The organism is Thomasclavelia sp., assembly GCF_047249845.1.
GTDB lineage: Bacteria > Bacillota_I > Bacilli_A > Erysipelotrichales > Coprobacillaceae > Thomasclavelia.
Genome location: NZ_JBKTWO010000044.1, coordinates 1 through 26,313 on the forward strand (window position 1 = coordinate 1; position 26,313 = coordinate 26,313).

Consider the following 26,313-nt stretch of genomic DNA (forward strand, 5'->3'; position numbering starts at 1 on the left):
TACTTAATAATTAATATTATTAGTCATTTTATAAGCCTATATAACATACATTAATTGTTACATATTTAAGCTATTAAATGATCATATCCTCATTAATAACAATTTAATAGACTAGTATATAATTATATTCAAGATTCACCCCAATAATTCACAAACTAATCTAATATAGATTTATATCTATAGCGATATATTCATGATTACCATATTTAAATATAATTAATCTTCTAATAATATACTAACCTCTTTTCCAATCCTCGATAGACGACGTATTTAAATATTTTTGATTCTATTAATCAGTCTAAATTTGCTCTTATAACCTCCATATAAATATTACTTAAATATTACTTAAATTTCAATTATATTTTAGTAAATTAATAATATATTGCACACTTTAAACTATTTATTAACCCTATTTTCCTTTTATAATATAAATAATCTCTTTAAAATCTTTTCTTTCATCTTTAAATTAATTTTAATTCATAATAACACTTTCAGCTTGAATTTGAGCATTTTCTAAAGCATCGTCAATACTTTTACCATTTAATACTGCTTGAACTGCCTCTGTTATAACATCTTCAATTTCATATGTATGAAGTCCATAATTGACCGCAGGTACTTTTCCTGACCACTCTGCCATCATTTCAAAAATAGGTTGATTTGAAAAAAATTGATTATTTAATTTATAATTTTCTGTTTCTTTAGCCGCTTTTAAAGTACTTACAAGATTTATTTCTTTAGCTAATGAATTCATCAACTCACTACTACTTGCAAAGGTTTTACTTAAAAAATCCATCGATTTAAGATTTTTATCTTCACTTTTATTAATAACATACCAACCACCGCCACCAATGCTTGATGCATTTACAGAATTCTTATTAGCATTTAATCTTGGAATTTGTGTAATTGCCCACTTCCCCGCTAAATCTTCAACAGCAATAATAGAACTTCCAATCCAGCATCCTGTTGGTACTGATGCCACTTCACCTTGTTGAAAAGCAGAAACAAACGAATCCCAATCAGCTACCTGTTTAACAATACCTGCATTTATCATATCTCTATATATCTCTATTCCTTGCTTTAAAGCTTGATTATCTTTTATATTAATAGTTTCTCCATCTTCTTTTACATACCATTGTCCTGCTGACTGCATCATAATGCGTATCTGGCCAATATCACCTGAATCTAAAGTTAACATATCTTTACCTGTTTTATTTTTTATTGTTTTACCTATTTCAATATATTCTTCCCATGTTAAATTTTCCATGTCAGCCATTGTATAGCCAGCCTGTTTAACATAATCAACACGATAAAACAATGCTGCAACCCCAGAATCAAAAGGTACCCCATAAATCTTATCATTTACTTTATTAACAGAAAACTTATATTCATCAAAATCATCTTCATTAATAATACTATTCAACTCCACAAAAGAATCTGGATATGCCGTTAAATAATTTTGAATTTTATAATCCTCAATTAATACTATATCAGGTAAGCCATCTGTTTTTCCAGAAGATAAATTAGTATGTAACTTTTGTACAATATCATCTTGAGCCATTGTTACTATTTCAATTTCATTATCTTCATAAATTTTCGCAGCTTCTTTTACTGCTTTAATATTAAAAGTTTCATCCCAAGCCCAAACCGTAATCTTATCATTATCTTTTTTAGAAGATTCCATATTTCTACAACCTGTCAAGTTTAATCCCATAAATATCGATAAACTAATACTAGCAAACTTTCTAATATTCATTTTACTTTTCCCTTCCCTATGTTTTTAATCTTCACTTAACTACTTTATTTAATAATTCAATTTTTAAATCTTTATTAAAATATTTATATCTATAACTATAGATATAAATGTAAGCGTTGTCAACAAAGCTATATTAATATAAATATCTAATAAGTTTTAAAATCCAAAATTTTTACTATTTTTTTAAATTAATATCCAAAATATATTTTATTCTAACTAAAATAATTTCAAGCTTTAATATCTATATACTGTTATAATATTAATGTCATTAAAAAGACACCGCCCTTTCTCTAATAAATATCTATTGAAAAAGTGATTAGTCCCAATCACTTTTTTATTAGTATTAATCAACAATAATAGGTAGCGAAATAGAAATAATAGTTCCTTGGTCAATAACACTAGAAATTTTTACACCATAATCATTGCCATATAATAATTTAATTCGATCATTTACATTTTTAACACCTAAACCAGAAAAATTCTTTCCTTTATCAACTATACCATTAAGTAGATTATTTATCTTTTCTTGTTCCATACCTAAACCATTATCAATTATTTCAATCATTAAATTATCTTTAATAACTCTAACAAATATTTTAATCGTTCCATTATCTTGATTATTGAATGCATGAAAAAAAGCATTTTCTACAAATGGTTGTAGTAACATTTTAACGATCATTAAATGTTTACAACTATCACTAATATCATATGTAACAGCAATTTTATTATTGTATCGAATATTTTGAAGCTTAATATAATTTTTAATATTTAATATTTCATCATTAATCGTTACATATTCATTCTTATTACTTAAAGTATTTCTAAGCAGCATAATAAATGCATCAATTGCCTCAATTGCTAGATCCTTATTACCTTGCCATACTAAAAACTTTATTGATGTTAATGTATTATACACAAAATGAGGATTAATCTGCATCTGTAATGCGTGTATCTCTGTGAGACGTTTTTCCTCCTGTAATTTTACAACCCTTTTTACATAATCATTTAACCCATCAATCATATAATTAAAACCTTCGCCTAATTCTTTAATCTCTCCATTACCTGTAACTTCAATATGATTATCAAAATTCCCTTTAGTAATCTCAGGTATTTTAGTAATAACTGCATTCAATGGTTCAAATGTTTTTCGAATCAATAATATTATTATAGTAACAAAAATAATTGAAATAAATATGGACATTAATAATACTGGAGGTAAATAATTAATTTGGTTTATTAAATTAGTTTCATCTATCAAACTTATAAATTTTCCATCCATAAAAGGTAAGTTTTTAATAGTTACAGTGTAATTACGATTATCTATTTTTTGATGCTTTTTATCTTTTTGTTTTATTATTGTTTTAATTAATTTATTATTAGTACCAACTTTATCATTGTTACTTGAAATAATTTTTTCATCTTGAGATACAATAGCTATATGATTAACTTTATCATCTATTAATGAATTATAAAAATATGAAAAATCATTTTGTTCTATCATAATAATTGCTAATCCATAGGGATCCTTAGCTTTCGACTCTTTTAATATTTTAATTGCAACAATTACATTATCATTCTTCAGCGTCTTGCTAAAACCATCTTTAGCATATTGATATGTTATTTGCGATGGATTTTTTAGTGCTTTTTTGACCACTTTACTATTAATAATATCTTGATAATTATCAACACCTGCATTATTATTAGGAAAATATGTTTTTCCATTAAAACCTACTAGTAATAAATTTGATGCTGTATTATTATGTAAAACCCCATAATTATTTAACTGTTCCTTCATTTTATAAATAACATTACTTTCTTCATTTGAAGTAAGATTATCATTAATTAGATATTCTTTTAAAGAATTACTGTTTTGACATACAGTTAATACCTTTACAACATCTTCATGAAGATTATAATAATCATCTCTAATTTGAGTAATTATTTTTTCATTTGAATCATTATAAGCCTCCAGATAAACATCTTCTGATATTTGAATTACAAATAATGAAACTACAAATGTGGCAATAATAACTCCAATTGCAGTAATAACACTTATTTTAATGAATAATTGCTTATCCTTAATTATCATTCTAATTTTATTAACCATTACTTGATCAATCCTTTACGATATACACTAGGGGTTACTCCAATTTGTTTTTTAAACACTTTACAAAAATAACTATGGTCAGAAAATCCTACTTGATAACCAATATCACTAATACTAATATTACTTGTTCTAAGTAATTCTGCAGCTTTTTGAGTTCTAATCTTATTTAAACATTCATTAAATGTAAGATCTGAACGTTCATTAAAATATGATGATAAATAGCTATAACTAAAACCAAAATAATCAGCTAAATCATAAAGTGTGATAGTATCTTGATAATGTTCATGTAGATATTTAATGATTTGATTCATAACATCTTGATTTAATTCAATTTGATAATTTTCAACTATGATATTTAAATCATCTACTATTTTATTAAATTCATAATAATATTTTTTATAATGATCACTAGAATCCAAGGCACTTAAACTAGTCAATTTAAAATTCCTAATATATTCGGAATTTAAATTTCGTTCTTCTAAAACCGCAATAAAACTATATAGCGTATTGCCAACCAATGATTTCAATTCTTTTTCATGACATTGATCCTCTAAAGCCTGGTATACAAATTCTTTTAATAGTTGTAATGCTTCTTTTAATTGCATCAAATATAAATATTCATTATAACTATGCATATCAAATTTATTTAAAGTTGATATTTCAGGCAGATTTTGTGTACTAATTAAATTACTGTTTTTCAAATAAAAACAATGGTTAAAGCCTTTAAGAATACTGTTTTCATATACACTTTTAATATCTTTAATATCATTAAAATAATTAGACAAAATGAAAATATTATTGGAATATTTAGAAACTATACTAGTAAGTATAGTTTCTAAATCAATACACTCATTAAACCCAAAAACTAATACAAATATTTTGCCTGATAATCTTAATAAAGATAGATTATTATTATCAAAATGATCTAAGATTTCTCTTTCAAATAATGTTTCTATTTCCTCTTCATTATTAACCTTTTTACAATTTACCGCTAACAGATAATAATAACGAAAATCTAAAAATTTATCATCAATATTTTCATTATTAAATCCTAATAATAATTGTGATAAATATCCTGATAAAGAAGTTTGGCTACTTGCTCTAATCTCTATATTACTTATTTCTTTAACTACTTTATTTAAAGAAGTAATTAAACTTTCTCTATTTAAAGTTGGTTTTAAAATATAATCAGCAGCACCATTAATAAACATTTGTTTTACATTATCAAAATCACTATAACTGCTTAAAACAATTACTTTTATTGTAGGATATTTTTGTTTAATAATTTTAGATAATTCTACTCCATCCATTATTGGCATAACAATATCACATAATATAATATGGGGATTAGTTTTTTCGATAAGTTCAAGAGCCTCTCGACCATTACTAGCCTCACCTACAATAGTAAAGCCTTCTTTTTCCCAATCCAAAAAATGAACAATTCCTTGTCTTATAATAAACTCATCATCTACAATGATAATCTTACATAAATTAGTTTTCATTATAATCGAGTATAATACTCATATCCTCCTTTCTATTCTTTATATTTTAAATCATTCTTTGATTATTTAAAATTAAAAGGAGCTTTCGCTCCTATAGTACTTTCATACCACCATATTTACGTACTTTTAATACATGGCAAGAATCTTTACCAAAAACTTTTTCGATTTTTTCTTTATAAATTGGTACAAATTCATCTCTTACAAAAGCCTGAATAGTTCCAGCAAATCCTCCACCATGAACACGACAAACACCATTTTCACCAATTATCTTTTCAGACATAGCTATACCAATTGAAACACTTTGATTTTGAACATCACAATTAGCATAAACATTTTGTAAAAATTTATAAGAACTATCACCAGAAGCTTTAATCAGCTTTTTAAATGTCTCAAAATCCCCAGCATTTAAAGCTGCTACTTGTCCCTCCACTCGTTTATTTTCAGCAAATAAATGAATTGCTCTTAACACAGCACGATCTTTACAAGTTTCTCGTACACCTGCTATATCATTAAAAAATGTTTCTTCATCTACTTCGCGTAAAAATTCTTTACCAAAATAATTTGCTACTTTTTTCATTTCACTAGGAATAGCAGCATATTCATCGGTTAGATCAGCATGTGAACCTTTTGTATCCACTATACATAAACTATGTCCAAACTTAGAAAAATCCACTTCAACTTTAACTACAACTGGTTTTTCTACATCTTTAAAATCAATATTAATTAAACTACCAACTGAACTAGCACATTGATCCATTAAACCACATGGTTTACCAAAATAAACGTTTTCTGCATATTGACCTACCTGAGCAATTAATACAGGATCAATTTCCATATCATTATATAATCCAGAAATTATTGTTCCAATTATAGTTTCAAAAGCAGCAGATGAAGATAGACCTGCTCCCATTAATACATCACTAGTAATAAACGCATTGAAACCACCAATTGCATATCCCAGCTCTTTTAATCGTGCGCATACTCCCCTAATCAATGCCTCTGAAGTACCTATTTCATCTTTTTTAATTTCTAAATCATTTAAATCAATTGGTGCAATATCAAAGTCATCTGATAATACTTTAATAGTATTATTATTCTTCCCAACTATAGCAATTGCATCAAGATTTACTGCTGCTGCTAATACACATCCATGTTGATGATCAGTATGATTTCCACCAACTTCACTTCTACCTGGCGCACTATATATTTCTACATCAGTATCCCCATACAAATCTATATATTTTTCAATTGCTTTAATATAACGTGCCTGTTGATAATCAATTAAATTTTCATCAACATAAATATCCTTTAATAATTCATTATATTTTCCACTTTTTAAATCATCTTTTACAATTGTTGCTTTAATCATTATTTAATCACCTCAAATTTATATGATGTTGTTTCATCATATGTTTCACCTTTCTTTAATAATGTTGTTGGATTTTTTTCAATATTTATTGCATCTGGCAAGTTTTGTGTTTCAATACATACTGCAAAACGACGAGGATAGCTAATTCCATATTTACCAATTCGACCATCTAGATAGTTTGCTGTATAAATTTGAGCACCAGGAAGAGTTGTACATACTGTTAATTTTCTACCTGTTGCTTCATGGAATAATTGAACCTGATCACTATCCTGATTAAAAATAAACGGGTGGTCAAAACCTGCACCTAATTTAATTTGTTCATCTTCACATTCAATTACATCCCCAATTTTAGTCATAGTATTAAAATCAAATGGGGTTCCTTTAACTTCATTAAATTTACCAGTTGGTAAACCATCAGGGTCAATACAAGCATATTTGTTACTATGAACTAATAATTGATGATTATAAATATCTTCTTTAGCACCTGATAGATTAAAATATGAATGATTAGTTATATTAATAATCGTATCTTTATCACTATTTGCTAAATATTGAATTTTTAGAGTTTCTTTATCTAAAGTATATATAGCTTTAAACTCTAAGTTTCCTGGATAACCTTCTTCACCATCCTTTGATAAGTAGCTAAATTCAATTCTATTATCAACTATTTTATAATCAAAGATTTGATAAGAAAAACCTTTAATACCACCATGTAAACAATTAGGTCCATTATTAATTGGTAAACTATAAGTTTCACCATTTAAACTAAATTTTCCTTTACCAATTCGATTAGCTGTTCTTCCTACTAATGCTCCTAGATAAGCATCTTTAGTTTGATAATCATTGAAATTATCATAACCCAATACTACATCATCTACATTTTCATCTTTATCTTTCATTAATATTTTTATAATTGTACATCCATAATTAGAAACAACTACTGTTAAATCATCACTTTTCATTTCAATCAAATCAATTTTATCATCAATTTTATCAATTACCTGAATCATTTTATACTCCTTTCAATACTGTATTTACAAAACTAGTTAAACCATCAATTCCCTGATCATCCATTTTAAATACACCAGCATCTTCCAAAACATTAACAAATTTAACTGTTACTGCTTCTTTTAAAATCTCTTCTACATTATTTTCATTAATATCATGATTACTAATCAAATAATTATACCAATCAAGATGTTTACCTAATTCTGGATAATCTTCAACCTTTACTTTATTTAATAAACAATCACTTAATAATCTTAACTCATCTTTTAAACGAGCTGGTAAAATAGCTAATCCCATTACCTCAATTAAACCAATATTTTCCTTTTTAATATGATGAGATTCTTGATGAGGATGAAAAATCCCATCAGGATACTTATCACTTGTACGATTGTTTCTTAGTACTAGATCAATTTGGTATTTATTCCCCTTCATTCTAGCAATAGGTGTAACCGTATTATGAGGTGTCTTATCACTGTAAGCAATAATATCTAAAATTGGTTCACTATAATCTCGCCAACACTCTAAAACCCGATTAGATAATTCAATTAATTCTTCTTTGCTTTCTGAAGTTAATCGTACTGTAGATAATGGCCACTTTACAATCTCAACTATTGTATTAGGAAATTTATTACTTGTTAATGTTTTTAGTACTTCTGCTCCTTGAATTGGAAACTCATAGTTTCCACCTTGATAATGATCATGAGATAAAATCGATCCACCTACTATTGGTAAATCTGCATTAGAGCCAATCATATAATGAGGGAAAATATCTAAAAAGGAAAATAAATTTTCAAATGTATTTTTATTGATTACCATTGGTTTATGTTCTTCATTAAAGACAATACAATGTTCATCATAATAAACATATGGAGAGTATTGTAGGTAATATCTACCTGTTTTTAATTCTAAAGGAATAATTCGATGAGTCTGTCTGGCAGCTCTATTTAAATCTCCCTTAAATCCCACATTTTCTTTACATAGCAAACATTTAGGATAACCACTAGATTTAATTAATTTAGCTTTAGCAATTTCTTTAGGATCTTTTTCTGGTTTAGATAAATTAATTGAGATTTCAATATTTCCATACTTAACATATTTTTTCCAACGAATATTTTTATCAGTTCTACTTTTTCTAATATAATTAGATGCAATTGATAAACGATAATAATAGTCCGTTGCTTGTTGAGGCAAGATTTTATATTTTTGTTTAAACGTCTCTATCACAGTATGAGGACGAGGCATAATACAATTCATTATTTTAGTATCAAACAAATCACGACTAGTGATATTATCTTCAATCAATCCTTTTTCTACCGCCTGCTCTAATAACCTTTCTAAAATTGGCGTAGCTAAAGGGAAATGTTCATTAATTTCTTCATATTCAAAATTATTTTCTTCTAATAAATCCAATAATAAATTTACTGAGTAATCACATTCGTCAGCAGTTATCATCTCTTTGTCTAAAGCAAATTGAATTAATTGGTTTATTTCATGATTCATACTTTTTCCTCCCTTGTTTACAACTTTTATTGTATCGTTTAAACAATAAATTGTCAATTACTTTTACTAAAAAACAAGTAAAGTTTTACTAAAATATTGACTAGGTATTACTAGAGATTTATAATATAATTATAAAAATAAATAAGGAGGACTCACAAATGAGTATATTAGTATTAGGTGGTGCTGGATATATTGGAAGTCACACTGTATATAGGTTGATTGAAAGTGGTAAAAAAGTAGTTATCGTTGATAATCTCCAAACCGGCTTTAAAAAATTAATTCATCCTGAAGCTACTTTTTATCATGGTGATTTAAGAGATAAAAAATTTTTAAATACTGTATTTGATCAAGAAAATATTGAAGGTATAATACATTTTGCTGCTAACTCTTTAGTTGGTGTAAGTATGAAAGAGCCCTTGGAATATTATAATAACAATGTTTATGGTATGATTATTTTATTAGAGGTAATGAAAAAACATGGTGTAAAACATATTGTCTTTTCATCTACTGCAGCAACTTATGGAGAACCCAAACAAATTCCAATCAAAGAAGATGATGAAACTAAACCAACTAATCCATACGGTGAAACCAAATTGGCAATGGAAAAATTAATGAAATGGTGTTCTATGGCATATGGGATGAATTTTGTTGCTTTAAGATATTTTAATGCTTGTGGTGCACATCCAAATGGTAAAATTGGAGAACTTCATGATCCTGAAACACATTTAATTCCTTTAATATTACAAGTTCCGCTTGGTATTAGAGATACAATCTATGTTTATGGTAATGATTATGATACACCTGATGGAACATGTATCCGTGATTATATTCATGTCTTAGATTTAGCCAATGCACATATTAAAGCATTAGAGTATTTAAAAAAAGAAAATCAAAGTAATATTTTTAACTTAGGAAATGGTGAAGGTTATTCAGTCTTAGAAATCATCAATGCTGCTAAAAAAGTAACCAATTTGCCAATTAATGTAACAATTGATAAACGTCGTCCTGGTGATCCTGCACGATTAATTGCAAATAATGCTAAAGCAAAAGAAATTTTAGGCTGGCAGCCTGAATATACTGATATCGAAGAGATAATTTCTTCTGCTTGGAACTTTTATCTTAATCAAAAATAGGTTATAATAGTATAAAATGAGATAAGGAGGAAAATCATGGCTACAATCAAAGATATTGCCAATCTCGCAAATGTTTCTAGTGCTACTGTTTCTAGAATTCTTAATAATGATAAAACACTTTCAGTTCCTGAAGAAACAAGGCGGACAGTTTTTAATGCCGCTAAAGAATTGAATTATACAAAAAAAAGAAAGGTAACTAAAAATGATTTTACATTAGGGGTTGTTCAATGGTATTCTATGCAGCAGGAAATTGATGATCCCTATTATCTCCAAATCAGACAAGGAATTGAAAATTTTTGCTTACAAAATCAAGTTAATGTCATTCGTACATTTAAATCTGATCAAAATTATCTTGAGGTACTAAAAAATGTAGATGGTTTAATATGTATTGGTAAATTTAATGAACATGAAATAGTTCAATTTAAAAAAATATCTAATAAAATTATTTTTTTAGATATGAAAAGCCCTAATCATGAAGATAGCACAATTACCCTTGACTTTAATAAAGCAGTAACTGATGCTTTAGTTTATCTAAAAGCTTTAAATCATAAAAAAATTGGCTTTTTAGGTGGGATGGAATACTTAGAAGAGTCAGTTCTATATCATGATAATCGTAAAGAAGCATTCATAGATTTTTGTAAAAAAAATGATATTATATATGAACAATATATATTTGAAGGAGAGTTTTCAAACGAATCTGGCTATAAAATGATGATCGATATGATCAATCAAGGTGATTTACCAAGTGCTATATTTTGTGCAAGTGATCCTATTGCTATTGGAGCCTTAAGAGCTTTACAAGAACGAAATATTAATGTTCCCGAAGATATTTCACTAGTAGGATTTGATGATATTAAAGCCGCAAGTTTTACTACTCCACCACTTACAACTGTTTTTACTCCAGCTGATTTAATGGGAGAATATGGTGCAAGTATTGTTTATAATATTTTAAGTAAATATTCTTCACCAACACCAATGCAAATTATCTTGCCATGCACTTTAATTGAAAGAGAATCATGTAAAGAACTAGAAGTCTAGTTCTTTTTTTATGCATATTATTTGTTTTTAGTTTTTTTATATGTTAACATTCATTTGGTTAGCGATAACTAACTATAAATAAATTATTAAAAAAGTAATAATAATTTAATAACTTGTTAAAAATAACTATATAAAAAAGAAAAGGAGAAATAATATGTCATTAATCGGAAAAGAAATTACAGAATTTGAAGCTCAAGCCTTTCATGAAGGTGAATTTAAAACAATAAAGAAAGAAGATTTATTAGGAAAATGGAATGTTTTATTCTTCTATCCTGCAGATTTTACTTTTGTTTGTCCTACTGAATTAGAAGATCTAGCAAATAAATATGAAGAATTCAAAAAAATCAATTGTGAGATTTACTCAGTATCTTGTGATACTCACTTTGTTCATAAAGCATGGCATGATACATCAAAAACAATCAAGAAAATTACTTATCCAATGTTAGCTGATCCAACTGCTAAACTAGCTAAAGATTTAGAAGTATATATTGAAGCTGATGGATTAGCAGAACGTGGAAGTTTTATCATCAATCCTGAAGGTAAAATCGTGATGTATGAAGTAATTGCTGGAAATGTAGGAAGAAATGCTGAGGAATTATTTAGACGTGTCCAAGCATCACAATTTGTTCATGAACACGGTGATGAAGTTTGTCCTGCTAAATGGAAACCTGGTGAAGCAACTCTTAAACCATCATTAGACTTAGTAGGTTTAATTTAATGAATAATTTTTATGATGCAATTATTGTTGGTGGCGGTCCTGCGGGGCTGTCAGCAGCAATATATTTAGCTAGAGCTAAATTTTCAGTTCTAGTAATTGAAAAAGAAAAAATTGGTGGTCAAATAACAATTACTTCAGAAGTCGTTAATTACCCAGGTATTTTTAAAACTAGTGGACAGGAATTAACTGATAATATGAAAAAACAAGCTCAAAGTTTTGGAGCTGAATTCATGATTGCTAATGTTACAGAATTAAAATTAACTAATGATATCAAAGAAGTTAAATGCGATAAAGGAACTTTTAAGAGTATTGGAATTATTTTAGCAACAGGTAGTCATCCTCGCAAATTAGGATTTACTGGTGAAAAAGAATATCAAGGTCGTGGGGTTGCATATTGTGCAACTTGTGATGGTGAATTTTTTAGCGGCAAAGAGATATTTGTTATTGGAGGCGGTTTTGCAGCAGCTGAAGAAGCTGTATTCTTAACTAAATATGCTTCTAAAGTAACTATTATTGTTCGTGAAGATGATTTTACATGTGCTAAAGGGGTAGCTGAAAAAGCTAAAGAAAATCCTAAAATTGAAGTACATTACAATACAGAGATCATTGAAGCTAGTGGAGATATAAGTCTTAAAAAAGCAGTTTTTAAAAACAACAAAACAAACAAAACATGGTCATATGAGACTAATGATACTTTTGGTATTTTTGTTTTTGCTGGATATGAACCAGCTACATCATTATTTAGAGATCAAGTTAAATTAAATGAAACAAATAATTTAATTGTAGATCAAAATCAAAAAACCAACATTGATGGTGTTTATGGGGCTGGTGATGTTTGTGTTAAAGAATTACGACAAGTAGTTACTGCTGTTAGTGATGGTGCTACTAGTGCAACATCTTTAGAAAAATATATTCCTGAAATTATTTCTAAACATAATCTAACTACCAAAAAACAAAGCAAATCTGTTCAAGAGGTTGAATCAAATAGTGATAATAGTTTTATTTCCGGGGAAATAAAACAACAAATAACACAAATCTTCAATAAATTAGAAAAAAATTTAATTATTAAGTGTTTTCTTGATGAATCAGCATTCAGTAATGAAATTAAATCTTTTATAGAAGAAATTACTTCACTAAGTGATCATCTCTTTTATCAAATACACGATGGTGCCCCTTCAATAGACTTTTATGATGAAGAAGACAATTATTTAAATATATCTTTCCATGCTGTTCCTGGTGGGCATGAATTTAATTCTTTTATCATTGCTATATATAATGCTGTTGGTCCTAAACAACCATTAGATCAACAAATCCTAACAACAATCAATCAAATTAATAGTAAAATTGATATTAAAGTACTTGTTTCTCTCTCTTGTACAATGTGTCCAGATGTAGTAATGGCAAGTCAACGACTAGCTTGTGAAAACAAAAATATTACTGCATCTATGTATGATCTAGCACACTACCCAGAGTTAAAAGAAAAATATAATATCATGTCTGTACCCTGCATGATTATTAATGATAAAGAAATTTATTTTGGAAAAAAAGATATTAATGATATTTTAGAAATTATTAAATAGCCAGTCAAGATTGACTGGCTATTTATATTAATATAAGTAATTACCTAAAGGTGTTTTCGTATGCTCAACAACATAACTGCTGCCACCACGATTTTTTACATCTTCTACCATAGTAGTAATTAGTATTGGTTTATCACTACTAGTAGTCATAATTGTAAACCATCCTAATTCTGTTCCACTCGTATCACTTTGTGAAGACTTAAGTTCAGCTGTTCCTGTTTTTCCAGCTAATTCAATATCATTATGATAAATTGAATGTCCTGTACCATTATTATCATTAATGACACCTATTAAAGCTTCATTAATAATATTAACTGTATCTTTAGAAAAAGCCGATTTAATCCAAGTCTTAGGATTTTGATCCATAATTAAATATGGCTGGTTAATATCTCCCTCATTTACAAATGCACTATAGATTGAGGCAAGCTGAACTGGATTAATCAATAACTCCCCTTGTCCATATCCACTATCAGCTAATTTTTGATCATCAAACTTACTACCTTTATTTAGATATTGTGAAGTATTTAAAGATAATTCAAAAGGAATTTTTTTGCCAATCTTTAATTTATCATAACCTGATATTAATTCATCTTTTCCTATTTCTACTGCACTTCTTGCAAAATAAACATTATCAGAATAAATAATTGCATTTTTTAAATTATTTGGGGTAGGTGCATGTAAAGTTGTTACAAAATAATTACCCCAACTAGTATCTTTTTGCCATTTATCGAGTGCCCCTAAATCTTTATCTGGCACAATTTTTTTAGCATCTAGTCCAATTGCCCCAGTGATTGGTTTCATACTTGAACCAGGAATATATGATGCTCTAAAACGATTTGTTAGTGGTTTATTAGCATTATTATTCAAATTATCCCATTGTTCACCACTTAGTCCTAAGATAAAATCATTACTTGAAAATGAAGGTGTAGAAACTAATGCTAAAACTTCACCAGTCTTTGGATTCATTGCAACAGAAGTACTTTTATCATTTTGATATTCATTAAATAAATCTTTTTGTAAATCAACATCAATAGTTAATTTAATATCTTTACCATCTTTTACTCTTTTATTTGCAATTATTTTAATTTCTTTACCTTCCTTATCAGCAATAATAATCTTCTTACCATCAACACCTCTTAAATCTTTTTCATAAGCTGCTTCAATTCCACTTCTACCAATTAACGAAGTATCACTATAACCCTCATTTTTATGTTTCTTTAAATCATCAGCATTTACTTGTTGTAAATACCCTGTCAAATGAGATGTAGCTTCACCATAAGGATAATAGCGTACATATGCTGTATTTAATTTTACTCCCTTTATAGTTAATAATTGATCAGCTAATATTTTTCCTTTTTCGTCTTTTGCAATCTCTTTTAACGGAACAAAAGAATCATCTTTAATCCATGAAGCACTCATAATTTTCTTGATATTATCAACATTCATATTTAAAATATCTGCTATTGCCTGATAATCATTTTCTCCATTTAATTTTCCCCTGACTAAACCAACTGAATATGCTTCACCAATTGTTGCTAATTCTTTACCATTACGATCTAGAATTTTACCTCTACTCGCTTTATCAGTTAAAACTTTAACTTTATTTTCTCCTTCTATTCCATCAAAAATCATCTGTTCATTAAAAACTATTTCATCATTTTTAACAGAGATTTTATTATCATAACTTACCTTTCCAGCAATCGTATCCATTGATAAAGTACAATTAACAACACCATCATTTATTTCATTAATCTTCACTTTTATATTTTTTGCTTCAATTCCATCATAAATATTTTCATAACGTGTTTCAAATACTTTTTGTGAAGTCTTTGCTAATGAACCTTTTGTCAACATAGTGTACATTTTTTTATAATCTTTTTTTGCTAAATAAGTGTAATATTCTTCTACTATTTCCCCAGCATCTTTTCCTCGATTAAATAAGAAAAAAACTAATGTGATAATAATTGCAGTCGAAATAATTCCAATAATAATTACTTTTGGTTTTTTCAAATTCATGCTATTCCCTCTTTTCTATAAATGTTGAATATATTATATTTTTATTATATCAATTTTACTACTATTTTGTAGTAGAATTAGTAAACTTGTAATCGATATATTATAAAATACTATTAAAATAATACAATAACAAACAATTATTATAATTATATTACTAATATTATAACATTTGATATTTTGAATATAATAAAACTTAAATCATATGTTTAAGATAGTTACTTAATTAATAAACTTATCAGGATGATAGAAGACATACAAATTTTTTTATGAAATGCATATGCTATTAAAGATATCTTGAGAGTGTTTACAATATATTTATCTAATGTTATACTTAGTAAAAAATGTAATAATTTGTTTAGATTTGTATTAACATGCTATAGTATAAGTCATTTATAGAAAGGGGCGAAGTGATATGAAAAAAATTGTTTTATTATGTGATAAGTTGAATGAAATGACTATTACTAACGATTTTTTAGTAAACAATATGAAAGAAGCATCTCGGAAAAATTCTATTGATTGTGAAATATACGCTTACCCTATCCAAGATGTCTATGATAAAGCAAAAGACGCGGATATTATCTTACTAACTCCATTAATTTGCTTTAAACAACTTATGGTTGAAAAACTAGTTCATTGCCCTGTTGAAAAAATTGGCATGGGTGCTTATGCTAATATTGATGGTAAGTATGTTTTAGATCGAGCTTTTGCAAAAATATCTGAAAATTATGTTCAATAATAAATAAATTTAAATATCTAATAATTATTAAAATATATTTAATTGTAACTGTCTTTTTTTATTAGAACTAACAACTCTCTTGATAACTTTATCACTATCACACAAAGTCCCCAATAACATGGGGCTATTTTCATTATGATCTAACATATTTTTTTTAACTATATTATGATTACAAGCATAACAATATGTACAGCCATGATTACAACTGCTATAAGCACCAATATCAATACTTGCTATACAAGAACAATTACTTCTATTTTGATTATTATTTATTTCTAATGAATAGCCTAGTAACTTTTCAACATATTGCTTATCAATACAACTTCCTTTAACAATACCATACTTTTCTAAATTATATTTTTCGCTACAAGTTTGAATTTGTAAATTATATTTAGTCGCAATTAATCCTAGATGTTTTGACAGGTAATTAATATCTTCATCATTTAACTCACTAAACTTTCCTATGATATTTTTGTATATATCTAAATAACTTATAATTACAATATTAGTATATTTAAATAATAACTGACACATTTTTTCAAACATCTTTAAATGAAACTCAAGATCATATCGTTTATTTAATAAAATAGGATCATATCTCCAAATTACTCTTTCTTTTCCAATAAGATTACTTAGATTAATAAAACTTTTCATTATATTTAATTTTGGTGGTAACCCTGGTTCAATATCATGATCATATGGTGTAATCGTAACCATAAAATAATACTTATAACCTAATTTATCAATTGTTTTTAAATATGGTATTATTTTTGAGGGATTTTTAGTACAAAAAGCAATACAGTCTACAACATCTCTATCAATATTAATATAACTAACTTGTTGTTTATTATATGGATTTCTAACTAAAACATACCCTTCCTTTAAACGATTAATAAACCACTTGGGATATAAAGCACATATATCAGTTCTTCCGGAAACTTGTAGAATCATAATCCTCCCCCTTTTAATCTTCCATCATTGATTGATGAAATAACTATTAATATATTAAAATTTATTTTTATAAATATAATATAGTAAAATAGAATAAATCTTTTCTTAACTGCTATACTAAATAAATATATAAACATTTTATCACAATTATTTCCAATTATTAACAATCATCTTCTATCATTTAGAAAATATTCATGATATACTTTTCTATGATTTGAGGTGGCTTATGAATGAACAAAAACTTATTAACTTAATTGGAGAAATTGGAAGACTACTTTTAAAACATGGAGCAGAGATTTATCGAGTTGAAGAATCTCTACTTAGAATGTGTAAAAGTTATGGCTATCCAAATGTTGAAGTATTTGCATTACCAACATACTTTACCCTAACAATTGAAATGCATGATAATCATACATATACTCTATCAAAACGTACTCAGCATAATCGCGTTAATCTTGATATGGTGTACGAACTTAATAACTTAGTACGTTATGTATGTAATAAGTGTCCTGACTATGATTATCTTAAAGAAAGAATAAATAAAATTAAAAATACCCCAATAAATATGCCTTTAGTGTTTATAGGATATGGACTAGGAACAGGGTTTTTTACTACCTTTTTTGGAGGGGGAGTCAATGAAACAGTTATAGCTATGGTTATTGGTTTTATCCTATATTTTTTTATTTGGCTAATGGAGATTTTAGAAATTAATAATCTTGTTTCTACACTTTTGTCTAGTATTCTCTTGACTGCTCTAGCAATATTCAGTTTTAAATTAAATATAATCAGCTCTCTTCAATCAACAATTATTGGTTGTTTAATGATATTAACGCCTGGGGTTGCTATTACTAACAGTCTACGAGATATTATGAGTGGTGATTATATATCAGGTATGGCTCGAATGTTAGAAGCACTTTTAACAGCTACTTTTATTGCTGTTGGTGTTGGTATTATGATGGTTATATTAGGAGGTTAAAATGCAAGGATTAATTGAATGTCTTAGTGCTTTTTTAGCATGTGTGGGGTTTGCTTTCATATTTAGAATTCATCAGAATTTTCGTTTTGCTATTATTGGTTCACTTGGTGGTGCTTTAGGATGGCTTATTTTTTTACTTTGTAGTGTTTTACATAATGAATTAATGAGTTATTTTATTGCTATGACGGTAGTTACTCTATTTGCTGAAATAGCTGCACGTATATATAAAGCTCCAGCTACTATTTTTTTAATTATTGGCTGTTTTCCCCTTGTTCCAGGTCGTGGAATTTATCAAACAATGCTCTACTGTACCCAAGGTGAAAATACGCTTTTTTTAGATAGTTTCATTCATACTATTGCTATTTCAGCTAGTTTAGCCTTAGCAATTATGATCGTATCTACCATTTTTAAAGTAATAAAAAAATTATCTTATCACAGAATTAAGGTGAACATATGAGAGTATTAGGATTAATAGTTGAGTATAACCCTTTTCACCATGGACACTTATATCATCTAAATAAAGCTAAAGAATTACTCAAGCCTGATCTTACAATTGCAATTATGTCAAGCCATTTTGTTCAGCGTGGTGAACCAGCAATCAGTGATAAATGGACTCGAGCTCAAATAGCTATTAAAAACGGGATTGATTTGGTCATTGAACTGCCATTTGTTTACAGTGTTCAAAGTGCAGATTATTTTGCTCATGGTGCAATTGATTTACTAGCTAAATTAAATGTTACAGATATTGTCTTTGGTAGCGAAAATGGAAATATTAGCATTTTTAAAGATATTGCTTATACAATAAAAAATAATCAGAAAATGTATAATGATATAGTGAAAAAACAAATGAATCATGGTTTACGGTATCCTGATGCCTGCAATCAAGCTTTATCTATACTAATGAATAAAACTGTTACTACTCCAAATGATTTACTTGGTCTTGCATATGTTAAAGAGGTTGTAGATCATGATTATTCAATAAAGATGCATTGTATAAAAAGAACTAATGATTTTCATAGCTTACAAATTGAAGCTATCAGCTCCGCAAGTGCTATTCGTCATGCTCTAAAAAATAAAATTGATATAACAAACCAATTATGTAATTATAAAGAGTATCAGGAATTTTATTTTTTGGATAATTTCTATCCTTATCTTCGTTATAAAATATTAACTACCAGCAAGGAATCATTAAAACAATTACATTTAGTAGATGAAGGTATTGAGAATTTACTTAAAGAAAAAATTTTAATATCTAATAATATGGAGCAGTTAATAACTAATTTATCTTCAAGACGCTATACTCGTTCACGAATTCAGCGGATGCTAATACATATTTTAATGAACAATACTAAAAATCAGATTATTGATGCAATGCAAGTAAACTATATTCGGGTTCTAAAAATGAACAATAATGGTCAAACATATTTAAATAAAATTAAAAGAACTTGTGAATACAAATTAATAACTAACTTTTCCAGTTATGCACATCCAGCGTTAGATATAGAATTTAAAGCTACAAAGCTTTTGTCATGTTTATCAGCTAATCCAAATAAATTAATTGAGCTTGAATATAAGAGTATTCCAAAATAGAGACTAACAAGTCTCTATTTCTTTTATTATACTTTGATTAAAATTAAGAGATTTAACAATAGCTATTGCGTTACCTACTGTACAGACACCTTCTCTTATTAAATAGTCAAAAATAATATTATTATCTTTTTTTAAATCATTAAAACAATACTTATCAGTTCTATTAAAATCATTAGCTAATTTAGTATCATGAGTTGTAACTATTATTATTGAATCACTTTCAAAAAGGTATTTTAATATTGCTCTAGCAATCAAAATTCGTTCTTTTTCATTTGTTCCTTTTAATATTTCATCAATTAAAATTAATGATTCCTGATTATTTGCATGATCAGTAATATACTTTAAACGTTTTATCTCTTTAACATAAAAGCTATCTCCCCTTATAATATCATCTTTCATATGAATTGAAGATATTAAGGCAAATGGATAATACTTAAATTCTTTAGCAAAACTAATATTTAATGCTTTAGCTAATAATAAATTAGCTCCAATCATTTTTAAAAATGTTGATTTACCTGAAGCATTACTACCAGTAATAATAGAATTATTTTTTAAATTAATAGTATTTTTTACTGGTTTATCAATTAACAAATGATACCCTTCGACTATATCAATCCTCTTTTCTTTAATAACCTCAGGTATACAGATATCTAATAAATTACGATTAACTTTTACTGTTATACAAGTATCTAATAAACCAATACTTTCATATAAAATGAAAATATCATGTTTTACTTGTTCATTTCTCTTTGCTAAATATAAGATTTGAAGAATATCAATAAAAAATATTGAGTTCAAAAGTTCAAATATACCAAATATATCAATTTGTTTTACTATATTAAAATAGTATGTTAGCTTAGTCATTTTCTTTAAATCTTTTAAAGCAGTAAATAATTTATTTTGACTATCAGCAGGATAAATATTAGTCTTAAGCAATTTACTACTTACTCTTAACATGTCATTGATGAATGAAGTTTGTAGATTAATTGACCCTGTTTTTTGGGATAACTGTGTATTTAATAGTAAACTAAATAAAAATATGATAATGATAAAGTAAAAGTTATTAAAATTAATTATTGTTGCTATCATACTAGCTATTTCCATTATCGATATGATAGCTATAATTGGATAATATTTAGAAGAAAATTTTTGTAAATTTTTTGTGATTGATAAAATTGGAACATAATCTTTATTTAATTTGTTTAACTGGTATATTATTTCTGCTAACTTATTTTGGTTATTAAGTTTTTTTATAATAGTTTCTTGAACAGTAAAATCATTTTTTTCTTTAAAAAATAGATTATATAAGTATTCATTACCTATTTGTGTATAGGTATAATTGATTTTTTCTAATATTTGTGGCATTTCAAAATCTATAAATGTTTCTTTATCAATACTTTTATTCTCATTAAATTGTAAATACTCCTTTGTAAAATCACGATACTGTAGACCAACTCCAGAATTATACTGACGCATCAAATATTTTTTTATCAAATATCTTTTTAAAGATATTAACAAAATAGTTATAATGATTAAGCCTAATATAATTATCCAAATCATTTGTACTTCTCTTGATATTTTCTTAGTTTTTTATATAGTTGATAAAAATATTTACGTGATTGAGGATACTTCATTAATGCAATACAACTAATCCAAATAGGAATTAATATTATGACAAACAAATCAGGTATTATATCTTTTATATTCATATATATTATTGTGATAATATTTAAAAATAATAGCATATTTAAAAAAATATTTTCAAAATCTACATATAGACTTTTATTTTTTATCTCTTCTTTAGTTTCTTTATCTATTAATTCTTGATAATTATCAATTTTATTTGTAATTGTACTTTCAATAAAATCATTTTTTACTAAATATTCAATCTTCTTTTGAAGTTCATATTCTTTAATTTTTAAATCCTCTAACTTACAATTAAAAATCTCATGATCTTTATTCAGGATTAATTCTTTGATCTCTGCTATAGAAAAATCAAGAGAACGCAAGATTTTAATTTGTTGTAAAATAACAATCTCATTATTAGTATAAATCCGATACCCATTATTATCCTTCTCAGGACAAATCAAGCCCTTTTCCTCATATAAATTAATTGCTTTTTTAGTTATTTTCAAATGATCTGATACCTCTTTAATATTCATAATTTTCACCTCTTCTGGCCTTAGTATATACCAATCCCCAAGGGGATGGTCAATAGATTAGTAAAAAAACTAGATTTTCTTATTAACTAATAGTATTTTTATAAGATAATTATTTTGTAAAAAATATGCATATATTACAAAGATATTGACTTATTGCAGTTATAACAAATACTATTTCTACTTATAAAATGACCATTTAACACTTTTAATATAATTTCTTTAATTTAAGATTAATCATATATATACAATTAACTATTCATATGTTATTTTGACAATATATAAATAAATTAATAAAAAAGGAGTTCTCATTATTGAAAACTCTTTCTTTTATATATAATTAAATATCATAATTTTGGTACAAATGTAACAGATAAAAATTACTAGCCTCTTAATATTGCTCCAAAATCTTTTTCTACTGCTGTTAAAATTTTATCCATTGCATTATTGACTGTTGCTTCTTCCAATGTTCCTTTTGGATCTTGAAATATCAAATTAATTGCAACAGATTTTTTACCAGTATCAATATGTTCGCCAACATAGACATCAAAAATCTTTGTTTCTTTTACAAGTTGTTTACTAGCTTGAATAATTTTTCGGCACACATCATACGTAGAAATATCCTGATCCATAACTAGAGCAATATCACGACTTACAGATGGATACATTGGAATCTCAGTAAATTTAATTTTACTTGTTTTCATATTTAATAAAGTTGTTAAATTTAATTCTACAACATAAACATCTTTAACATCATACTTCTTTTCCATCAATGGATGGATATTACCAACTACACCAACAATTTCTTTTCCAATCATAATATATGCGGTTCTTCCAGGATGATAATTTTTATCATCTTGATTAGCACGTACTAATTTATATCGTGATTCTTCAATTCCTAAATTCTTAAAAATTGTTTCAACAAAACCTTTTACTAAATAGTAATCTGCTCTATATGATATTTGTTTAAATGGTAGTCCATTATATTCACCACAACAAGCAATAGCTAAATTTTGCAATTCAACATCCTTTGAATAAGTAGTTGATAATTCAAAGATATTAACATCTTTAATATTATGAGACTGATTGTAATTAATTACTTGTAATAATGAACCAATAATTGATTTTCTAGTTACACTTCTTTCTTCACCTAATGGCATTGCTAATTTAACTGTTTCACTAGTATGAAAAATATTAAAATCATTTACCATTGTTGGTGATGTTAATGAATAAGTTAAAGTTTCATGTAACCCTTGATCTTTAAGTAAATTACGAATTAGATGCTTTTTAGCTTGGACATTAGTTCTTTTACCCACAGTCATTGACATTTCTGGTAATGTAGAAGGAATTTTATCATAACCATACATTCTTGCAACCTCTTCAATTAAATCAGCTGCTAGAGTAATATCATTACGATAAGTTGGAACTTTTACAGTAAATTCTTCACCATCAACAGTAAATTCAAATTTTAATGAACTAAATATTTCTTTAATTTCATCACTAGTTATATTTGTACCTAGCAATCCATTTACTTTTGAAGTAGTAACTTTTACATAACGATCATCGATCTTTAAATCAGTTGTAATACTTTTATAAACTTCCTTTGCTTCAGCTAATTCAACTAATAAGTTAGCACATCTTTCTAAAACATTTAAAGAGTTAGCCGTATTTAATGCTCCTTTAATATAATGTTGAGAAGCATCTGTTAATAAATTTAAACGACGAGCTGTTTCTCTTAAAGTTGCTCCATCAAATGTTGCAGCTTCGATAACAATATTAGTTGTATTTTCATCAATTTTAGTGCTATTAGCACCCATAACTCCTGCTACACAACCAATTCCATCATCAGTTGATACAATAATGTCGTTAGGTTCAATTTTATACTCTTCCCCATCTAACATTGTTTCTTTACAATCAAATCCTGTTTTAACTACAAATTCTTTGTTATTTAATTTATCATAATCATACATATGGATAGGTTGTCCAGTTTCTAACATCACAAAATTAGATATATCAACAATATTATTGATTGGTTTTATACCACTAGCAATCAAAGCATTTTTTAACCAAGTTGGAGATTCTTTAGTTGTTACACCTTTAACTAACTTTGCGCCAAAGAAAGGACATAATTCAGTTTCTACTCTTACATTAATTCCACTGCCCTCAATCCCATTTGAAATAACATCAGGTAATTTAACATCACGTTTTAAAATTGCTGCTACTTCATAGGCAAATGAAGTCAGAGCCATACAATCAGAGCGATTTGGAGTTAACCCAATTTCTAATATTATATCTTTTAGACCAATATACTCTAATGGATCTTCACCTATAGGTGCATCAGCGTCTAAAACATGTATTCCATCTTTATCTTCAGGTTTCAATAGTCGTTGATCTAAACCTAATTCTGCAATTGAACAAATCATACCATTAGATTCAACACCTCTAATTTTGCTCTCCTTAATTACAAATCCTCCACCAAAATCACATCCAGGATTAGCTACAATTACTTTTTGTCCTTTAGCTACATTTGGTGCTCCACAAACAATTTGTCTTATTTCACCAGGCTTAACTTCAACCTGACATATATTTAAATGATCACTATCAGGATGTGCTCCACATTCTTTAATATAACCAATTGTCATATTATTTCCTTTAGTTAACTCATGCATTCCTTCTACTTCCAAACCAATTGAAGTAATCTTATCAGCTAATTCTCTAGGATCTTGATCATCAACTTTTACATATCTATTTAATACTTTTAAACTAATATCCATCACTTTACTCCTTTCTACCAAATTGATTTAAAAATCTAATATCATCATTATAGAAATTACGAATATTATCAATACCATATTTAAGCATTGCTACTCGTTCCATTCCAATTCCAAAAGCAAAGCCTTGATATACTTCGCTATCAAATCCACACATTTCAAGAACACGAGGATTAACCATGCCAGCACCTAAAATTTCTATCCAACCTGTATGTTTACACATTGAACAGCCTTTACCTCCACAATTATGACATGAAATATCAACTTCTACTGATGGTTCAGTAAATGGAAAATATGAAGGTCGTAAACGCACTTCTCGTTTTTCACCAAAAAATTTACGTGCAAATACTTCTAAAGTTCCTTTTAAATCTGCCATAGTGATATTTTTATCAACTACTAATCCCTCACATTGCATAAATTGATGAGAATGAGTTGCATCATCATCATCACGACGATATGTTTTACCAGGACAAATAACTTTAATTGGTCCTTCACCATGAGCTGCAAGCATCGCATGAGCTTGTACAGGTGATGTATGTGTTCTCATCAATGTATTTTCATCAATATAAAAAGTATCTTGCATATCACGTGCTGGATGACCTTTTGGTAAATTCATCAGCTCAAAATTAAAATAATCTGTTTCTACTTCAGGACCTTCAGCTATCTGGTAACCCATTCCTAAAAATAAATCCTCTATTTCAGCTACAATTGTTGATAAAGGGTGTAGTGTCCCTTGATCTAATTTATAACTTGGTAAAGTTATATCAATTCTTTCTTCATTAATTTTATCTAAAATAGCTTGATTTTCTAAAACCTCTTTTCTATCTTCAACAGCTTTAGATAATTCCTGTTTTACTAAATTAGAAGTTTGTCCAAAAACTTTTCGCTCCTCAGGAGCCATATCTTTCATTGATTTCATAGCTTCTTGAATTGGACCTTTTTTACCTAAATATAAAATTCGAATATCATTTAACTCTTTTAAAGAAGAACAATTATCCAACTTAGTCAATGCTTCTTCTTTAATCTTTAATAATTCATTTTCCATTTAATTCCCTCCTAAAATATAAAAAATCGTTCCAAATAGGAACGATTATATCGCGGTACCATCCTAATTCATGATCATTAATCATGCACTTAATTAACTGTAACGTAGTTTAAACGGCGATGATTAGTCGCACTCCAAGGTGAATTCAATAATTCTGTTGTAGAAGATTTACACCGAAATATCTTCCTCTCTAAAACAACTTTCTTATCTACTAGTCCTTATCAACGTGTTATTATACCTAGATATTATAACGTTTTTAAAAGCATTTGACAATAGAATTCATAATTATTTATTTAGTTTAAAATCTAAAAAAGGATACAGAAAGTATCCAGGGGAATAAAAAAAAGAACCGGCAGCTTGC

General features: G+C 27.2%; 20 protein-coding genes and 1 other annotated feature. Of the genes, 8 read left to right on the forward strand and 12 right to left on the reverse strand.

The annotated features are described in order from the left end of the window. Positions 1-472: 472 nt before the first annotated feature. From ACLR9T_RS10740 to ACLR9T_RS10765, 6 genes are all read right to left on the reverse strand, one after another. Positions 473-1,753, reverse strand: coding sequence for an extracellular solute-binding protein (locus ACLR9T_RS10740; protein ID WP_413109543.1), 1,281 nt, complete (start codon positions 1,751-1,753; stop codon positions 473-475). Positions 1,754-2,096: 343 nt separating this feature from the next. Next, the gene (locus tag ACLR9T_RS10745) at positions 2,097-3,860 is read right to left on the reverse strand and encodes a sensor histidine kinase (RefSeq protein ID WP_413109544.1); all 1,764 of its coding nucleotides are present in this window, start codon (positions 3,858-3,860) and stop codon (positions 2,097-2,099) included. Further along, positions 3,860-5,362: a response regulator transcription factor gene (locus tag ACLR9T_RS10750; RefSeq protein WP_413109545.1), complete on the reverse strand. Its 1,503-nt coding sequence runs from the start codon at positions 5,360-5,362 to the stop codon at positions 3,860-3,862. The genes ACLR9T_RS10745 and ACLR9T_RS10750 overlap by 1 nt, the downstream gene beginning before the upstream one ends. 91 nt (positions 5,363-5,453) lie before the next feature. Then, positions 5,454-6,731 carry a galactokinase gene (locus ACLR9T_RS10755; RefSeq protein WP_413109546.1) on the reverse strand — a complete coding sequence of 426 codons (1,278 nt, stop codon included), beginning with the start codon at positions 6,729-6,731 and terminating at the stop codon, positions 5,454-5,456. Beyond that, on the reverse strand, positions 6,731-7,741 hold the full coding sequence (locus ACLR9T_RS10760) for an aldose epimerase family protein (RefSeq protein WP_413109547.1): 1,011 nt from the start codon (positions 7,739-7,741) through the stop codon (positions 6,731-6,733). The genes ACLR9T_RS10755 and ACLR9T_RS10760 overlap by 1 nt, the downstream gene beginning before the upstream one ends. 1 nt (position 7,742) lies before the next feature. Beyond that, complete coding sequence (locus ACLR9T_RS10765; RefSeq protein ID WP_413109548.1) at positions 7,743-9,239, reverse strand: UDP-glucose--hexose-1-phosphate uridylyltransferase; 1,497 nt, start codon at positions 9,237-9,239, stop codon at positions 7,743-7,745. Positions 9,240-9,397: 158 nt separating this feature from the next. On the opposite strand from ACLR9T_RS10765, the gene galE reads away from it, so the two are divergent. From galE to ACLR9T_RS10785, 4 genes are all read left to right on the forward strand, one after another. Beyond that, positions 9,398-10,372 carry a UDP-glucose 4-epimerase GalE gene (gene galE / locus ACLR9T_RS10770; RefSeq protein ID WP_413109549.1) on the forward strand — a complete coding sequence of 325 codons (975 nt, stop codon included), beginning with the start codon at positions 9,398-9,400 and terminating at the stop codon, positions 10,370-10,372. Positions 10,373-10,408: 36 nt separating this feature from the next. Continuing rightward, positions 10,409-11,410 (forward strand): LacI family DNA-binding transcriptional regulator, encoded by a 1,002-nt coding sequence (locus ACLR9T_RS10775; protein ID WP_413109550.1) that lies wholly within the window; start codon positions 10,409-10,411, stop codon positions 11,408-11,410. A gap of 154 nt (positions 11,411-11,564) precedes the next feature. Further along, positions 11,565-12,128 carry an alkyl hydroperoxide reductase subunit C gene (ahpC, locus tag ACLR9T_RS10780; RefSeq protein ID WP_413109551.1) on the forward strand — a complete coding sequence of 188 codons (564 nt, stop codon included), beginning with the start codon at positions 11,565-11,567 and terminating at the stop codon, positions 12,126-12,128. Further along, positions 12,128-13,708: an FAD-dependent oxidoreductase gene (locus ACLR9T_RS10785; protein ID WP_413109552.1), complete on the forward strand. Its 1,581-nt coding sequence runs from the start codon at positions 12,128-12,130 to the stop codon at positions 13,706-13,708. The genes ahpC and ACLR9T_RS10785 overlap by 1 nt, the downstream gene beginning before the upstream one ends. Before the next feature lie 27 nt (positions 13,709-13,735). Here the strand turns inward: ACLR9T_RS10785 and ACLR9T_RS10790 are convergent, their stop codons facing one another. Continuing rightward, the gene (locus ACLR9T_RS10790) at positions 13,736-15,724 is read right to left on the reverse strand and encodes a penicillin-binding transpeptidase domain-containing protein (RefSeq protein ID WP_413109553.1); all 1,989 of its coding nucleotides are present in this window, start codon (positions 15,722-15,724) and stop codon (positions 13,736-13,738) included. Between the two features lie 412 nt (positions 15,725-16,136). On the opposite strand from ACLR9T_RS10790, the gene ACLR9T_RS10795 reads away from it, so the two are divergent. Continuing rightward, on the forward strand, positions 16,137-16,460 hold the full coding sequence (locus ACLR9T_RS10795) for a PTS sugar transporter subunit IIB (RefSeq protein ID WP_413109554.1): 324 nt from the start codon (positions 16,137-16,139) through the stop codon (positions 16,458-16,460). 27 nt (positions 16,461-16,487) lie between these two features. Here the strand turns inward: ACLR9T_RS10795 and ACLR9T_RS10800 are convergent, their stop codons facing one another. After that, positions 16,488-17,411, reverse strand: coding sequence for a DUF1848 domain-containing protein (locus ACLR9T_RS10800; protein WP_413109555.1), 924 nt, complete (start codon positions 17,409-17,411; stop codon positions 16,488-16,490). A 226-nt stretch (positions 17,412-17,637) separates the two neighbouring features. Between ACLR9T_RS10800 and ACLR9T_RS10805 the strand changes: the two genes are divergently transcribed. The 3 genes from ACLR9T_RS10805 to ACLR9T_RS10815 are packed head-to-tail and all read left to right on the forward strand — an operon-like array spanning position 17,638 to position 19,977. Then, positions 17,638-18,387: a threonine/serine ThrE exporter family protein gene (locus ACLR9T_RS10805; protein WP_413109556.1), complete on the forward strand. Its 750-nt coding sequence runs from the start codon at positions 17,638-17,640 to the stop codon at positions 18,385-18,387. 1 nt (position 18,388) lies between these two features. Then, complete coding sequence (locus ACLR9T_RS10810) at positions 18,389-18,844, forward strand: threonine/serine exporter family protein (RefSeq protein WP_413109557.1); 456 nt, start codon at positions 18,389-18,391, stop codon at positions 18,842-18,844. Continuing rightward, positions 18,841-19,977, forward strand: a complete 1,137-nt coding sequence (locus tag ACLR9T_RS10815; RefSeq protein ID WP_413109558.1) for a nucleotidyltransferase — start codon at positions 18,841-18,843, stop codon at positions 19,975-19,977. The genes ACLR9T_RS10810 and ACLR9T_RS10815 overlap by 4 nt, the downstream gene beginning before the upstream one ends. Before the next feature lie 3 nt (positions 19,978-19,980). Here the strand turns inward: ACLR9T_RS10815 and ACLR9T_RS10820 are convergent, their stop codons facing one another. The 4 genes from ACLR9T_RS10820 to pheS all read right to left on the reverse strand — a co-directional run bounded on the left by ACLR9T_RS10820 (position 19,981) and on the right by pheS (position 25,952). Further along, entirely contained in the window at positions 19,981-21,537 is a 1,557-nt protein-coding gene (locus tag ACLR9T_RS10820; RefSeq protein WP_413109559.1) for a MutS-related protein, read from the reverse strand. Then, positions 21,534-22,139 (reverse strand): MerR family transcriptional regulator, encoded by a 606-nt coding sequence (locus ACLR9T_RS10825; RefSeq protein WP_413109560.1) that lies wholly within the window; start codon positions 22,137-22,139, stop codon positions 21,534-21,536. Before ACLR9T_RS10825 ends, ACLR9T_RS10820 begins: the two co-directional genes overlap by 4 nt. Positions 22,140-22,519: 380 nt before the next feature. Further along, complete coding sequence (gene pheT, locus ACLR9T_RS10830; protein WP_413109561.1) at positions 22,520-24,910, reverse strand: phenylalanine--tRNA ligase subunit beta; 2,391 nt, start codon at positions 24,908-24,910, stop codon at positions 22,520-22,522. A 4-nt stretch (positions 24,911-24,914) separates the two neighbouring features. Continuing rightward, a complete protein-coding gene (pheS, locus tag ACLR9T_RS10835; RefSeq protein WP_413109562.1) occupies positions 24,915-25,952 on the reverse strand; it encodes a phenylalanine--tRNA ligase subunit alpha in 1,038 nt (345 codons plus the stop codon). A 34-nt stretch (positions 25,953-25,986) separates the two neighbouring features. Next, positions 25,987-26,186, reverse strand: a binding site (T-box leader). Between the last annotated feature and the right edge of the window lie 127 nt (positions 26,187-26,313).

Coding starts and splice junctions, on each gene's coding strand:
- ACLR9T_RS10760 (WP_413109547.1), bottom strand. CDS start 7,741: ATGATTCAGGTAATTGATAAAATTGATGATAAAATTGATTTGATTGAA.
- ACLR9T_RS10745 (WP_413109544.1), bottom strand. CDS start 3,860: ATGGTTAATAAAATTAGAATGATAATTAAGGATAAGCAATTATTCATT.
- ACLR9T_RS10800 (WP_413109555.1), bottom strand. CDS start 17,411: ATGATTCTACAAGTTTCCGGAAGAACTGATATATGTGCTTTATATCCC.
- ACLR9T_RS10825 (WP_413109560.1), bottom strand. CDS start 22,139: ATGAATATTAAAGAGGTATCAGATCATTTGAAAATAACTAAAAAAGCA.
- pheS (WP_413109562.1), bottom strand. CDS start 25,952: ATGGAAAATGAATTATTAAAGATTAAAGAAGAAGCATTGACTAAGTTG.
- ACLR9T_RS10740 (WP_413109543.1), bottom strand. CDS start 1,753: ATGAATATTAGAAAGTTTGCTAGTATTAGTTTATCGATATTTATGGGA.
- ACLR9T_RS10785 (WP_413109552.1), top strand. CDS start 12,128: ATGAATAATTTTTATGATGCAATTATTGTTGGTGGCGGTCCTGCGGGG.
- ACLR9T_RS10815 (WP_413109558.1), top strand. CDS start 18,841: ATGAGAGTATTAGGATTAATAGTTGAGTATAACCCTTTTCACCATGGA.
- ACLR9T_RS10820 (WP_413109559.1), bottom strand. CDS start 21,537: ATGATTTGGATAATTATATTAGGCTTAATCATTATAACTATTTTGTTA.
- ACLR9T_RS10750 (WP_413109545.1), bottom strand. CDS start 5,362: ATGAAAACTAATTTATGTAAGATTATCATTGTAGATGATGAGTTTATT.
- galE (WP_413109549.1), top strand. CDS start 9,398: ATGAGTATATTAGTATTAGGTGGTGCTGGATATATTGGAAGTCACACT.
- ACLR9T_RS10790 (WP_413109553.1), bottom strand. CDS start 15,724: ATGAATTTGAAAAAACCAAAAGTAATTATTATTGGAATTATTTCGACT.
- ahpC (WP_413109551.1), top strand. CDS start 11,565: ATGTCATTAATCGGAAAAGAAATTACAGAATTTGAAGCTCAAGCCTTT.
- ACLR9T_RS10810 (WP_413109557.1), top strand. CDS start 18,389: ATGCAAGGATTAATTGAATGTCTTAGTGCTTTTTTAGCATGTGTGGGG.
- ACLR9T_RS10755 (WP_413109546.1), bottom strand. CDS start 6,731: ATGATTAAAGCAACAATTGTAAAAGATGATTTAAAAAGTGGAAAATAT.
- ACLR9T_RS10765 (WP_413109548.1), bottom strand. CDS start 9,239: ATGAATCATGAAATAAACCAATTAATTCAATTTGCTTTAGACAAAGAG.
- ACLR9T_RS10775 (WP_413109550.1), top strand. CDS start 10,409: ATGGCTACAATCAAAGATATTGCCAATCTCGCAAATGTTTCTAGTGCT.
- ACLR9T_RS10795 (WP_413109554.1), top strand. CDS start 16,137: ATGAAAAAAATTGTTTTATTATGTGATAAGTTGAATGAAATGACTATT.
- ACLR9T_RS10805 (WP_413109556.1), top strand. CDS start 17,638: ATGAATGAACAAAAACTTATTAACTTAATTGGAGAAATTGGAAGACTA.
- pheT (WP_413109561.1), bottom strand. CDS start 24,910: ATGGATATTAGTTTAAAAGTATTAAATAGATATGTAAAAGTTGATGAT.